The sequence below is a fragment of the Stenotrophomonas sp. TWI169 genome, from assembly GCF_039674705.1.
Lineage (GTDB): Bacteria > Pseudomonadota > Gammaproteobacteria > Xanthomonadales > Xanthomonadaceae > Stenotrophomonas > Stenotrophomonas maltophilia_P.
The window spans coordinates 1-13,261 of record NZ_JBDJOB010000029.1; the positions used below are offsets into that span (position 1 = coordinate 1).

Annotated in this window: 15 protein-coding genes; 3 read left to right on the forward strand and 12 right to left on the reverse strand. The window is 66.7% G+C overall.

All coding sequences use genetic code 11. From position 1 onward, the window contains the following. Window positions 1-114: 114 nt before the first annotated feature. Both ABE543_RS16990 and ABE543_RS16995 read right to left on the reverse strand, forming a co-directional pair. A complete protein-coding gene (locus ABE543_RS16990; protein WP_128989749.1) occupies window positions 115-465 on the reverse strand; it encodes a DUF1304 domain-containing protein in 351 nt (116 codons plus the stop codon). Between the two features lie 75 nt (window positions 466-540). Further along, complete coding sequence (locus ABE543_RS16995) at window positions 541-1,869, reverse strand: MFS transporter (RefSeq protein WP_053520263.1); 1,329 nt, start codon at window positions 1,867-1,869, stop codon at window positions 541-543. Window positions 1,870-2,153: 284 nt separating this feature from the next. Between ABE543_RS16995 and ABE543_RS17000 the strand changes: the two genes are divergently transcribed. Then, complete coding sequence (locus ABE543_RS17000) at window positions 2,154-3,554, forward strand: serine hydrolase domain-containing protein (protein ID WP_053520262.1); 1,401 nt, start codon at window positions 2,154-2,156, stop codon at window positions 3,552-3,554. Between the two features lie 140 nt (window positions 3,555-3,694). On the opposite strand, the gene ABE543_RS17005 is transcribed toward ABE543_RS17000, so the two are convergent. From ABE543_RS17005 to nudE, 10 genes are all read right to left on the reverse strand, one after another. After that, the gene (locus ABE543_RS17005) at window positions 3,695-4,195 is read right to left on the reverse strand and encodes a hypothetical protein (protein ID WP_346475931.1); all 501 of its coding nucleotides are present in this window, start codon (window positions 4,193-4,195) and stop codon (window positions 3,695-3,697) included. A gap of 774 nt (window positions 4,196-4,969) precedes the next feature. Then, window positions 4,970-5,365, reverse strand: coding sequence for a glycine cleavage system protein GcvH (gene gcvH, locus ABE543_RS17010; RefSeq protein WP_053520260.1), 396 nt, complete (start codon window positions 5,363-5,365; stop codon window positions 4,970-4,972). A gap of 93 nt (window positions 5,366-5,458) precedes the next feature. Beyond that, complete coding sequence (gcvT, locus tag ABE543_RS17015; protein ID WP_346475932.1) at window positions 5,459-6,571, reverse strand: glycine cleavage system aminomethyltransferase GcvT; 1,113 nt, start codon at window positions 6,569-6,571, stop codon at window positions 5,459-5,461. A 102-nt stretch (window positions 6,572-6,673) separates the two neighbouring features. After that, window positions 6,674-7,108: an NfeD family protein gene (locus ABE543_RS17020; RefSeq protein ID WP_053520258.1), complete on the reverse strand. Its 435-nt coding sequence runs from the start codon at window positions 7,106-7,108 to the stop codon at window positions 6,674-6,676. A gap of 1 nt (window position 7,109) precedes the next feature. After that, window positions 7,110-8,069, reverse strand: coding sequence for an SPFH domain-containing protein (locus ABE543_RS17025; RefSeq protein WP_053520257.1), 960 nt, complete (start codon window positions 8,067-8,069; stop codon window positions 7,110-7,112). Window positions 8,070-8,135: 66 nt separating this feature from the next. Next, window positions 8,136-8,438 carry a DUF962 domain-containing protein gene (locus ABE543_RS17030; RefSeq protein ID WP_053520256.1) on the reverse strand — a complete coding sequence of 101 codons (303 nt, stop codon included), beginning with the start codon at window positions 8,436-8,438 and terminating at the stop codon, window positions 8,136-8,138. 68 nt (window positions 8,439-8,506) lie between these two features. Then, the gene (locus ABE543_RS17035) at window positions 8,507-8,833 is read right to left on the reverse strand and encodes a YnfA family protein (RefSeq protein ID WP_065182615.1); all 327 of its coding nucleotides are present in this window, start codon (window positions 8,831-8,833) and stop codon (window positions 8,507-8,509) included. Continuing rightward, window positions 8,830-9,669 (reverse strand): nucleoside triphosphate pyrophosphohydrolase, encoded by an 840-nt coding sequence (gene mazG, locus ABE543_RS17040; protein ID WP_053520254.1) that lies wholly within the window; start codon window positions 9,667-9,669, stop codon window positions 8,830-8,832. Before mazG ends, ABE543_RS17035 begins: the two co-directional genes overlap by 4 nt. 12 nt (window positions 9,670-9,681) lie before the next feature. Next, entirely contained in the window at window positions 9,682-10,485 is an 804-nt protein-coding gene (cysQ, locus tag ABE543_RS17045) for a 3'(2'),5'-bisphosphate nucleotidase CysQ (RefSeq protein WP_279942215.1), read from the reverse strand. Beyond that, window positions 10,482-11,045 carry an ADP compounds hydrolase NudE gene (gene nudE, locus ABE543_RS17050; RefSeq protein ID WP_346475933.1) on the reverse strand — a complete coding sequence of 188 codons (564 nt, stop codon included), beginning with the start codon at window positions 11,043-11,045 and terminating at the stop codon, window positions 10,482-10,484. The genes cysQ and nudE overlap by 4 nt, the downstream gene beginning before the upstream one ends. A 77-nt stretch (window positions 11,046-11,122) precedes the next feature. On the opposite strand from nudE, the gene bioA reads away from it, so the two are divergent. Together bioA and ABE543_RS17060 are read left to right on the forward strand one after the other, a co-directional pair. After that, on the forward strand, window positions 11,123-12,514 hold the full coding sequence (gene bioA / locus ABE543_RS17055) for an adenosylmethionine--8-amino-7-oxononanoate transaminase (RefSeq protein WP_065174790.1): 1,392 nt from the start codon (window positions 11,123-11,125) through the stop codon (window positions 12,512-12,514). After that, a complete protein-coding gene (locus tag ABE543_RS17060; protein ID WP_111186719.1) occupies window positions 12,505-13,242 on the forward strand; it encodes a 16S rRNA (uracil(1498)-N(3))-methyltransferase in 738 nt (245 codons plus the stop codon). Before bioA ends, ABE543_RS17060 begins: the two co-directional genes overlap by 10 nt. Window positions 13,243-13,261 lie beyond the last annotated feature (19 nt).

Below are 13,261 nucleotides of genomic sequence, written 5' to 3' on the forward strand. Positions count from 1 at the left end.
GCCAAGCCTACAGGGACGTACTTGCGGCGTCCCCCGCGAACCCAACCCGCCTGGCCAAACCCATGACACGCTCTACGCGGCCAACCCACGAGGGGCTGCGCCGTTGGCCGGAACTCACACCAGCGCGCGCAGCACCAGCGCCAGGATCGCCGGCAGCGCCTGGATCATGAAGATCCGGCGGCTCACGCTGTACGCGCCATAGCACCCCGCCACGACCACGCAGACCAGCGAGAACGTCACCAGCACCGGCTGTGCCATCACCAGCCCCGCCACGATGCCGGCCGCCAGGAAGCCGTTGTACAGCCCCTGGTTGGCCGCCAGCACCTGTGTGGTCTGCGCCTTCTCCGGCGTGTTGCGGAACGTTTTCAGCCCCAGTGGCCGCGTCCACAGGAACATCTCCAGCACCAGGAAGTAGACGTGCAGCAGGGCGACCAGCAGAGTCAGGGCGAGTGCGATCCAGTACATGGGCGGTTCCTTGAACAGGGATGGAGAATGGGGTCAGATCCCTTTCCTGCCGGAAAAGGATCTGACCCCGGAAAATCAGCGGTCGCGGGGCAGCTTCTTCTCTTCGCGCAGCACGCCGAACGCGGCCAGCGTCATGAACGCGGCCACCGCAACGCCTCCGATGAACACCACGTGCGAACCGAACAATGCCAGTCCCTTGTGCACCCAGGTGAAGCTCAGGTCGGCACCACGATAGACCACCGTGTCGATGGCCGCACCGGCCTTGTAGCGCCATTGCCGGTCGACACGGGTATAGATCGTCTCGCGTGCCGGCTTGGCCAGGGCGAACTCGCTGGCCCGGGTCATCACCTGCACCACCGCCACCATCAGCGGCATCGGCGACGCTGCCAGCACCGAGAAGCCGATCAGGATCGCGAAGCCGGGAATCAACAGCGCCGGAGCGATGCCGTGGCGCGACAGCAGCCAGCGGGTCAGGCCCAGCTGCATCAGCAGGGCCAGCGCGTTCACCGCCAGATCGATGCGCGAGAAAAATGCGGTGCTCGCCGCAGGGTCGGTGAACGACGCGCGCACGATGCTGGCCTGCTGGTTGTACAGCAGCGTTCCCACGCCGACGCCAAACACCACCATGATGGCCAGCCAGCGCAGCAGGGGCTCGCGCGCGATCAGCTTCAGGCCATCAAGCACGCTGCCGCCCATCGGCTGCTCGCCGGAGACCAGTTGCTGCTCGCGTTCACGCAGCACCGCCCAGTGCCGCAGGCGCCAGATGCACAGCAGGCACACGATCAGGAAGCCGGCCGAGACCAGCATCAGGTTGGCGATACCCACCCGCTGCACCAGCGCACTGGTGATGATCGGGCCGAGGAACGCGCCGAGCGTGCCGGCCGCGCCGATGTAGCCGTAGTACGCACGGGCCTGCACGTTGGAGAACACATCCGCCATGAAGCTCCAGAACACGGCGACGGCGAACAGGTTGAACACCATGACCCAGAAGAAGAAGGCCATGCCCCGCCCCGGCACGCCACTGTCGAACAGTGCGTAGAAGCCCAGCAGGGTCGCGATGAAGAAGCCATACACGGCCGGCAGGAATACCCGCCGCGGAAAGCGGCTGACCAGCCAGCCATAGACCGGCTGCAGCACCAGCATGATCACGAACACGCAGGAAAACAGGAACTGCAGGACGAAATCCTTCAGTGCGATGCCGTGGCTGGCGAACCAGGCGATCAGCACCGGCGGGAACACCGTCTCCAGGTCGGCCGAAGCCGCCATCGCCTCGCGTACCGGTCGCAGCACGTAGTAGCCGCTCAGCAGGCAGAAGAAGTAGAGGAACGACCACCACAGTGCCGGGGACTCGCGCAGCGCTGCCAGCAGCCCGCGCAACGGCCTCCCGTCCTGCACCGAACTCATGCGGCGCCCCACGCCAGCAGGCAGCGGTTGGACAGCGGCATGGCAGGCTCCGGGGGGCGGCAAAGCGCGTACGTTAGCCAATGCTCTGCAACATCGCCAGCGCGGCACGCAGGTGGCACCGCAGGGGACTCGCACGGGCGACCGCCGACACGTTCGGATACACAATCCGGCAGCGTCAAAATTCCAACTTTTTCAACGAGATGCGCATTCATCTTCGCTTTGTTTGTGCACAGGCGAAAAGCGGCGCTAGAATCGCCATCAGCAGTCGCGCACGGGTCCAACCGATGAAAAAGAACAGCCTGCGTCGTCCGATCCGTTCGGCGGCCACCGGTTTGCTGGGCATGCTGATGCCCGTTGCCTTGTCCACCACCGCGCAGACCCCGCCGGCCTTGCCGCCGATGCCGGCCAACATCGAGACCGCGGCCGCGCCGGCCGTCGCTCATACCCAGCCGGCCGCTTACCGTACCGGCCTGATGCCGCAGGTGCAGGCACCCGCCCCCGGCTTCAACGTTGCCAACATCGAATCGATGGCGCAGCAGCTCACCTATGGCGAGCGCGTGCCGGGCATGGCGGTGGCGATCGTGCAGGGTGGACGCGTGCTGAGTGCGCGCGGTTACGGCGTCACCGACGTCAACAATCCGCTGCCGGTCGATGCCCATACCGTGTTCCGGCTGGCCTCGCTGTCCAAGGCCTTCGCCGGCACCATGGCCGGCCTGCTGGTCAATGACGGAACGCTGCGCTGGGACAGCAAGGTCACCGACTATGTGCCCGGCTTCCGCCTCAACTCGCCGGAAGCCACCGAGCGTCTGACCGTCGCCGACGTGCTCAGCCACCGCGTCGGCCTGCCCTACAACGCCTACGACCGTGACATCGAAGGCAACGCCGAGTACTACGCACTGACCCAGAAGCTGGCCAACACCAGCCTCAAGTGCCTGCCAGGCGACTGCTACGCCTACCAGAACGTGGCCTTCAGCCTGATCGGCGACGTCGTCTACGCCGCCTCCGGCAGCTTCTACGAGCAGGCGGTCGAGCGCCGCATCTTCAAGCCGCTGGGCATGAACGATGCCAGCCTCGGCCTGGCCGGCATCCAGGCCAGTTCGCGGTGGGCACGTCCGCATGTGCGCAGCCGTAATGGCTGGGTGTCGCTGACGCCGAAACCGACCTACTACCGGGTCGCGCCCGCGGCCGGCGTCAACGCCAGTGCCAGCGACATGGCACAGTGGCTGCTGGCCCACACCGGTCATCGCCCCGACGTGCTGCCGGCACCGCTGCTGGCCACCCTGCATTCGAGCCTGATCAACACGCCGGGCGAAATGCGGTCGGGCTGGCGCCGCGAGCGTCTGCATTCGGCCGGCTACGCGCTCGGCTGGCGCACCTTCGATTACGCCGGTCATGACGTGGTGTTCCACGCCGGCGCCGTGCAGGGCTACCGTGGCCTTGTCGCTCTGGTCCCGGAGCGTGATCTCGGCATCGCGATCATGTGGAACGGCGAAAGTGGCCTGCCCAGCGGCCTGCTGCCGACCGTGCTCGACTCCGCGCTTGGCCTTCCCTCGCAACGCTGGCTGGACGTGGATACCGACTTCGGCAGCGACAACCTGATGGCCGAGGGCGCAAGCCCGGCGCAGCAGGACAAGCGCAAGGGCAAGGGTGCATCCAGCAACCGCGCGGTCGCCTCGCCGCGCTGAACCGGCACTCCCTGGCATCACCGGAAGGGCGGCCCATCGGTCGCCCTTTTTTCTTGCGGGCTGCAGGCAGGGGATAAAAAAACCCCCTCCTCGCTGGGCAGCCGAGGAAGGGGTTTCAGGGTACGGCTATCGGGAAGTACTTAGATCAGCGGCGCCGGGGTTGCCGGCAGAGCGACCGGAGCGGCCTTCTTCTTGCGGGCGGCCGGCTTGCGCTTGGCGACCTTCTTCGCTGCCTTCTTCGGGGCAGCCTTCTTGGTCGCCTTCTTGGTCGCCTTCTTCGCAACCTTCTTTACGGCCTTCTTGGTCGCCTTCTTGGCGACCTTCTTGGCCGGCTTGCGGGCAGTGGTCTTCTTGGCGGCCTTCTTTGCAGTCTTCTTCGCTGCCTTCTTGGCGACCTTCTTCACTGCCTTCTTCGCGGTCTTCTTCGCCGGCTTCTTGGCTACCTTCTTTGCCGCCTTCTTCACTGCCTTCTTCGCAGTGGTCTTCTTGGCGACCTTCTTCGCAGCCTTCTTCACCGCCTTCTTGGCGGTCGCCTTCTTTGCGACCTTCTTCACTGCCTTCTTGGCAGCGGCCTTCTTAGCGACCTTCTTCACCGCCTTCTTGGCGGCGGGCTTTTTCTTCGCAGCTTTCTTGGTTGCCATGGGATGGCTCCTCGTCAGTGATAGGGAGTTGAAACGCCCAGGTGGATCAAACCCGCGGATGCTGCGTGCGGGGACCGCCGGCGCGTCAGGCGCGCCGTTACGGATGCGGCAATGCCTGCCTCGATCGGCGGAGCAGGCATCGGAACGGGAGTTGCCTTGCATTTCTCCGGGGGAAGCGGGGCCATGTCCACCGTCTTGGGGATCGCGGTGGCTTTCGAGGGGCTGCTTCGCATCGGACGATTGATTCTGCGCACTCGGTTGGGCAGGCAAGGTCTGCTGAGGCGAAACCTAATCACGCTTTTTTTTACTGTCAACAACCCCCGCGAAAAATTTTCACATTGGCGCCGTCCCGGACACCGCCTCCAGCGTCCTCGTTTCGCTTCCGCAGACACCGCTGGCGTGCACAACACGACCGCCACGCGCGCCACTGCGTGCGCGCGCGCTCAAGAAAAAACACTTGAAATAAGCACTCTGCGTAGATGCGTGCCATTCCTGCGCCACCTCGCGCGCGCACCCGGGCTACGTATCGCAGCGGCCTGCCGCGCCACCACAACGGGGCCGCAACGAGGCAGGAAAAGTTTTCACATTCGAACGCGCCGGCGCGGGGTGGAAACGCGGATTTGCGCAAAACTGCGCGCGTCCGAAGACACCCTTCCGAAGCGTCTGATGCCGCGTCGTGGGTGTGCAGCGAACCGGGCGTCATGAGTCCGGCGCGGTCGCCAGAACGAAAACGGCCACCCGAAGGTGGCCGTTTTCAAACCAGGAAACAACGACTCAGTGGTCGTCGTTCTCCAGGACTTCGGCGTAAGCGTCCGGGTCCAGCAGCTCGTTGATCTCCTCGGCGTTGGACAGTTCGACCACGAACATCCAGCCCTCGCCGTAGGCATCTTCGTTGATGGTTTCCGGCTTGTCGGACAGCGCCGAGTTGACCTCGACGACCTTGCCGCTGATCGGGCTGTAGACGTCCGAGGCCGCCTTCACCGACTCGACGACAGCAATCTGCTCGCCGGCCTTGGCGTCGGCGCCGACCTCCGGCAGTTCGACGTAGACCAGGTCACCCAGCAGGCCCTGGGCGTGGTCGGAAATACCGACGGTAACGCGGCCATTGCCTTCGACACGGGCCCACTCGTGGGACTTGAGGAACTTGAGGTCGCCGGGGATCTCGCTCATGGGACTGCTCCAGGATTTGCAGGGGGTGGAAAAAACGGGGCTAGTGTAACCAACCGGCCGCCACTGCTGTCAGTGACGTCCGGCACGTTCGGATCAGGCGTCGGCGAGCACGCCGGGCTGGGCCTGGCCTTCGCGCACGAAGGGGAACTTGACCACGCGCACCGGCACCTGCCGGCCACGGATATCGACCGTGACCTGGCCGAGGTCACCTGCCGGCACGCGGGCAAAGGCGATGCCCTTGGCCAGCGTCGGCGAGAAGGTGCCGGACAGGATTTCGCCCTGGCCGCCGGCCGTGGTGACTACCTGGCCGTGGCGCAGGACACCCTTCTCGTCCATCACCACGCCGATCATCTGCCGCGCATTGCCGGCGGCCTTCTGCGCTTCCAGCACGTCGCGACCGATGAAGTCACGGCCTTCGTCCAGCGACACCGTCCAGGCCAGTGCGGCTTCGTACGGGCTGATGGCTTCGTCCATGTCCTGGCCGTACAGATTCATGCCGGCCTCCAGGCGCAGGGTGTCGCGGGCACCGAGGCCAGCCGGCTTCACGCCTGCAGACAGCAGGCGGTTCCAGAACCCGACCACGGCCTCCTGCGGCAGCAGGATCTCGAAACCGTCCTCACCGGTGTAACCGGTACGGGCAACGAACAGTTCGACGCCCTCATCGGACCGCACCTGCAGCGCGGCGAAGCGGCCGAGCTTGCCCAGCGCCTCGCGGTCGGCGGCGCCGACCAGACCAATGACGAGCTCGCGCGCCTGCGGCCCCTGCACGGCGAGGATGGCCAGGTCAGGGCGCTGTTCAACGGACACGTTGAACGGAGCGGCCTGCGTACGCAGCCAGGCCAGATCCTTCTCGCGGGTGGAGGCGTTGACCACCATGCGGAAGAAGTCCTCGCCCAGGTAATAGACGATGAGGTCATCGATGACGCCGCCTTCGGCATTGAGCATGCACGAGTACAGCGCCTTGCCCGGCACCTTCAGCTTGTCGATGGAATTGGCCAGCAGGCGGCGCAGGAACGGCTTGACCTGCTCGCCGCGCAGGTCCACCACGGTCATGTGGCTGACATCGAACACGCCGGCCTCGCGACGCACCAGATGGTGCTCGTCCAGCTGCGAGCCGTAGTGGATGGGCATGTCCCAACCCCCGAAATCGACCATCTTGGCGCCGAGGGCGCGGTGGGTATCGTTGAGCAGCGTCTTCTGGGTCATGACCGTTCCGGCAGCAGAGGAAACAAGAACCCCCATTATCCCAGATCGATCGCCCACGGGCGTGCCGCACCGCAGCGGTTCGCGCACGTACCGCCCGCAGGCTCAGCTGGCCGCTTCAACCACCAGCGTGCTGCCCTGCACCGCGACCACCCGCACCCGTGCCCCGGCCGGCAGTTCCGGACCGCTGACCTGCCAGTACGCATCGTCGATGCTGACCCGACCCTGCCCGTCCGTGATGCCCTGCTGCAATGGCACCACCCGACCGATCAGCTGCTCGGCGCGGCGGTTCAGCAACGGCTTGTCGCTGGCGCGTGCCCGCGACCTGCCCCAGCGCCGGTAGCACTGGATCGAAAGCACGCTCAGCACGACGAAGGCGACCACCTGCCACAGCAGCGGGATGCCGGCAAAGATCGCCACCAGCACGAACACCGCTGCAGCGCCGATGCCGATCCACAGCATGAACGCGCCGGGCAGCAGAGCCTCCGCAGCGAACAGGAGCAGGGCCAGCGCCCCCCAGGCGACGACGTCCCAGCGCATGTCAGCCTCCGATCGGCGGCGGTCGCTTGCCGGCCGCCTTGTTGTCCTGGCTGGCCAGTGCCTGCTTGGCCAGCTCGGCCACGCCGGCGATGGAGCCGATCACCCCACTGGCCTCCATCGGCATCAGCACCAGCTTCTGGTTCGGCGAGCTGGCCAGTTCCTTGAACGCTTCCACGTACTTCTGGGCGACGAAGTAGTTGATCGCCTGCACATCGCCCTCGGCGATCGCCGCCGACACCACCTTGGTCGCCATCGCTTCGGCTTCCGCCAGGCGCTCGCGTGCCTCCGCATCGCGGAACGCTGCCTCGCGCCGCCCTTCCGCCTCCAGCACCGTGGCCTGCTTCTCGCCATCGGCGCGCAGGATCTCCGACTGCCGCGAGCCTTCCGCCTCCAGGATCTGCGCACGCTTCTCGCGCTCGGCCTTCATCTGCCGCGCCATCGCGTCGAGCAGATCGCGGGGCGGCTGGATGTCGCGGATCTCGATGCGGTTCACCTTCACGCCCCACGGGTTGGTGGCATGGTCGACCACGCTGAGCAGCTGGGCATTGATCACCTCGCGCTGGCTCAGCGATTCGTCCAGGTCCATCGAGCCGATCACGGTACGGATGTTGGTCTGGACCAGAGCGATCATGGCCACTTCCAGGTTGGCCACCTCATAGGCGGCCTTGGCGGCGTCCAGCACCTGGAAGAACACCACCCCGTCGACGCGCACGGCGGCGTTGTCCTTGGTGATCACTTCCTGGCTGGGTACATCCAGCACCTGCTCCATCATGTTCACCTTGCGCCCCACGCCGTACACGATGGGGATCAGGAAGTGCAGGCCGGGGGTCATGGTGTGGGTGTAGCGGCCGAACCGCTCGACAGTCCATTCATATCCCTGCGGCACCATGCGCACGGCCTTGAACAGGATGACCACGGCCACGAAGGCCAGTACCACGGTAAAGAACATGGTCGGGAACATCAGGCTTTCCTTATCGGTAGACGTCCAACCCCGAGCATAGCGTGTGAATGCGGCGTGCACACGTTCTCACCACCGCACCCGCCCGCGCAGGATGTCGATGAACATCACCCAGTCCCCCAGGAACGAGTACAGCGGATGGCGGAACGTGGCCGGGCGGTTCTTCTCGAAGAAGAAGTGCCCCACCCAAGCGAACCCGTACCCACAGACCAATGCCGTCAACAGCAGCAGCGGCTGGCCGCGCAGGATCGCCGCAGCGACCAGCAGCAGTACGCCGCAGCTGCCGATGAAGTGCAGGCGCCGCGACACCGGATGGCGGTGCTCGCTGAGATAGAACGGATAGAAGTCACGGAAGCTGGAGAAACGGGACATGTGCGCACTCCCAACGCCACGATCCGCCCCATCATGCCCCTTTCCGGCGGGCCTGGCACTGCCGGCGGTCAGCCCGGCTGGCGCGGCCCGAACATGATCACCGCCATGCCCGCCAGGCACAGTGCAGCACCCAGCAGATCCCAGCGGCTGGGCCGGACGCCATCGACCAGCCACAGCCAGAACAGCGCGGTGCCGATGTACACGCCACCGTAAGCGGCATAGACACGGCCACTGGCGGTCGGATGCAGGGTCAGCAGCCAGGCGAACAGGGCCAGACTGGCCGCCGCCGGCAGCAGCAGCCAGACGCTGCCTCCTTTGCGCAGCCACAGCCACGGCAGGTAGCAGCCGACGATCTCGGCCAGCGCGGTCAGCAGGAACAGGCCGAGTGTCTTCATTCCTTCTCGGCGGCCTTGGCGTGCTGCCAGAGCGCTTCCTGCGCGTCCAGGTCCAGCGAGGCGAGGGATGTGCCCTGTGCCTCGGCCTGTGCCTCCATGGCCCGGAAGCGACGCTCGAACTTGTGGTTCGCACCGCGCAGCGCGGCGCCCAGGTCGATGTCGGCGTGGCGGGCCAGATTGGCGCAGACGAACAACAGGTCGCCCAGTTCCTCCTGCAGCCGCGCCTTGTTGCCGGCGATGTCGCCGCGCTCGAACTCCTCGCGCAGTTCCTGCAGTTCCTCGGCGGCCTTGTCCAGGACCGGCAGCGGGCCCGGCCAGTCGAAGCCCACCTTGGCCGCGCGCGACTGCAGCTTCACCGCGCGTTGCCACTCCGGCAGGCCCCGCGAGATTCCAGCCAGGGCGGAATGGTCCTGTTCGCCTTTGGCTGCCCGCTCCGCGCGCTTGATCGCATCCCAGTTGCGCATGACCCCATCGGCATCATCGACGCTGACATCGGCGAAGACATGCGGATGGCGGCGCTGCATCTTGTCGCTGATCGCGCGGGCAACCTCTGCGAAAGCGAACGCCCCCTGCTCTTCGGCCATGCGAGCATGGAATACCACCTGCAGCAGCAGGTCGCCGAGCTCGTCGCAGAGATCATCGAGGTCGCCGCGATCGATCGCATCGGCGACTTCGTAGGCTTCCTCGATGGTGTACGGGGCAATGGTCGCAAAGTCCTGCTCCAGGTCCCATGGGCAGCCGCCCTGCGGATCACGCAGGCGGGCCATGATCGCCAGCAGGCGTTCCAGTTCGGTGCTGGCGGCACTGCCGGCGGTGGGGGTGTCATGCGCGCTCATGCGGCCTCCAGGTCAGTCGGACAACCAGTCGCGCCACGGCAGGCTGGTATCGCCAAGGGCGATGAAATCGCCGTTCAACAGCGTCTCGCGGCGGTTGTAGCGGAAGGGCTTGCCGGTCGCCGCCGAGAGGACCGCGCCGCCCGCCGCGTGCAGCACGCACTGGCCGGCGGCGGTATCCCATTCGGAGGTCGGGCCGAGCCGCGGGTACACATCCAGGCCCGCCTCGGCAATGCGGCAGAACTTCAGCGACGAGCCCTGGGCGATGGTCTCGATGCGGCCCATGCGCGCCAGCAGCGCTTCGGTTTCCGGCGAGCGGTGGGAGCGGCTTGCCGCCACCCGCAGCGGAGCGGTCGCCGGGCTGCGCGTGCGCAGCACGGTGTCGTGCAGTCCCTGCCGGCGGTACGCCAGTTCGCCGCGCATGGCGTGCCACAGAATGCCGGTGACCGGCGCCAGCACGACGCCAAACGCCGGGGCACCCTGGTAGATCAGGGCGATGTTGACGCTGAATTCGCCGTTGCGCTTGACGAACTCGCGGGTACCGTCAAGCGGATCGACCAGCCAGTAGGCGCCCCAATGGCGGCGCAGTTCCCAGGGCACCTGGGCCGACTCTTCAGACAGGATGGGCAGATCCGGGGTCAGTTGCCGCAGACCCTGCTCGATGACCTGGTTGGCGGCCAGGTCAGCGGCGGTCACCGGACTGTTGTCGTCCTTGATCCGCACGTCGAATCCGTCGGCGTAGACCTGCATGATGGCCTGGCCGGCTTCCTGCGCGATGGCGATCGCGGTCTCGCGCAGATCCGTGGTCAGCTTGATCATCGGGCTCCCTGCAGCCACTGGCGGGCGATGAACAACGCCGCCAGCGAGCGGCCCTCGGAAAAGTCCTCGCGCAGCATCAACCGGTCCAGCTCGGACAGCTTCCAGGGCACCACCTCCAGCTCCTCGGGCTCGTCCCCGATCAGCTTTTCCGGATACAGGTCGCGCGCCACCACCAGCCACGACTGGTGGCTCATGTACGTCGGCGCCAGCGTCATGGCGCGCAGCACATCGACCCGATGCGCGCCATAGCCGGCCTCTTCCTTCAGTTCGCGATCGGCGGCCTGCTCGGGGGTCTCGCCGGCATCGATCCGGCCCTTGACCAGGCCAAGCTCGTAGCGATGTACCCCGGCGGCGTATTCACGCACCAGCAGCACCGTCTCGTCGTCGAGCATGGGCACCACCACCACCGCACCGTGGCCACGACTGACCAGACGCTCGAAGCGGCGGCGTTCACCATTGGAGAATTCCAGATCCAGATGCTGGCGCTGGAAGGGACCGCTCTCTTCATCGGTGATCCGATGGATGATCGGCAGGCGACGGCTGGCACGGTCATCGTTCATGCGGAATCTCCGCGGCGGCCGACGCGGGCGCCGGGGCCGATAGAATGTGCAGGCAGCAACATGTTCATGAGCCCGAAATGCTAGCAGACCCAACCCCCTCCCCGCTGGCCCTGCACTGGCGGCAACGCGACCTGCAGGTGCTGTGGCATCCGTGCACACAGATGCGCGAGCATCCCGACACCCTGCCGCTGGTGCCGATCGCGCGCGGCGAGGGTGCGTGGCTGATCGACCATGACGGCAACCGCTATCTGGATGCCGTCAGCAGCTGGTGGACGAATCTGTTCGGCCACGCCGAGCCCCGCATCGGCGGCGCCATCGCGGCCCAGGCCGGCCAGCTGGAACAGGTGATGCTGGCCGGCTTCAGCCATGAGCCGGCGATCACCCTGGCCGAACGCCTGCTGGCACTGGCCCCGCGGCAGGCCGGGCGCGATCCGCTGGCCAAGGTGTTTTACGCCGACAACGGCTCGGCCGGGGTGGAAGTGGCATTGAAAATGGCCTTCCATTACTTCCATAACCGCGGCGAGACCCGGCGTACGCGTTTCATCGCGCTGGAAAACGGCTACCACGGTGAAACGCTCGGTGCGCTGGCGCTGGGCGACATCCCACTGTACCGGCGGGTGTACGCGCCGTTGCTGGCCGAAGGGCTGTTCGCCCCCTCGCCCGACGCCTACCTGGCCGAGCCAGGGCAGAGCGCCGCCGAGCGTGCGCGCCAGGCCGCCGATGGCCTGGCGACGCTGTTCGACCAGCACCCCGGTGAAGTATGCGCGGTGATCCTGGAACCCCGACTGCAGTGCGCCGGTGGCATGCGCATGCATGATCCGGTGTATCTGCAGCGCGTGCGTGAGCTGTGCGACGCGCACGGTGCGTTCATGATCGCCGACGAGATCGCCACCGGCTTCGGTCGCACCGGCACGATGTTCGCCTGCGAGCAGGCCGGGGTGATGCCGGACCTGATGTGCCTGTCCAAGGGCCTGACCGGCGGGTTCCTGCCGCTGGCCGCGGTCCTGGCCACGCAGGCCCTGTACGACGCCTTTCTCGACGACTCCCGCGAGCGTGCGTTCCTGCACTCGCACAGCTATACCGGCAATCCGCTGGCGTGCGCTGCGGCGCTGGCGACGCTGGACATCTTCGGCAGCGACGATGTGATCGCGCGCAACCGCGGCACCGCATCGGTGATGGGCACCCTCGCGGCACCGTTTGCCGACCACCCGCATGTGGCCGATGTGCGCCAGGCCGGCATGGTGGTGGCATTCGAACTGTCGCGCGGCGGCGACAGGCGCACGCCCTTCGACCCCGGACTGCGGCTCGGCCTGCACGCGTACAAGGCAGCACTGAAGCGCGGCGTGGTCCTTCGCCCGCTGGGCGATGTGCTGTACTGGATGCCGCCGTACTGCGTGGACGACGAACAACTGGATCTGCTGGCGCATACCACGCTGGCCGCCATCGACGAGGCGATTGCATGCGCGTGACCCGCTGTCCCATCGACCTGCCGCTGCACAGCGGCCAGACCGTGACCCTGCCCGAGGAGACCGCCAACCACCTGGTGCGGGTGATGCGCCTGCGCGAAGGCGATGGCTGCGTCCTGTTCAACGGCGATGGCCATGACTACGCTGCGACGCTGACCGTGGTCGGCAAGCGCGAAGTGCAGGCACGCATCGACAGCGTGCAGGCCATCGACATCGAATCGCCGCTGGCCATCACCCTGATGCAGGGCATCGCGCGCGGCGAAAAGATGGACCTGATCCTGCAGAAGGCCACCGAACTCGGCGTCAGCAGCATCCTGCCGGTAAACGCGGAACGCACCGAGGTGAAGCTGGACGCGGCCCGCGCGGAAAAGCGCGTGGCGCACTGGAACAACGTCGTGCAGTCGGCCTGTGGCCAGTCCGGGCGCGCGCGCATTCCACGGGTGGGTGCGCCGCTGTCGCTGGCGCAGGCAACCGCTGCGCTGCCCGCCGATACGCTGCGGTTGACCCTGGACCCGATGGGTTCGCACCGGCTGTCGACATTGGCAGCGGCGCCCGCGGGCGGCATCGTGATCGCGATCGGTCCGGAGGGCGGCTGGTCGCCACGCGACCGCGAGCAGCTGGCCGCCGCCGGCTTCCAGGGCCTGCAGCTGGGCCCGCGCATCCTGCGCACGGAAACCGCCGGGCTGGCCGCGATCGCCGCGTTGCAGGCGCGGCTGGGGGATCTCGGTTAGGTCCACCGACAACCTGCAC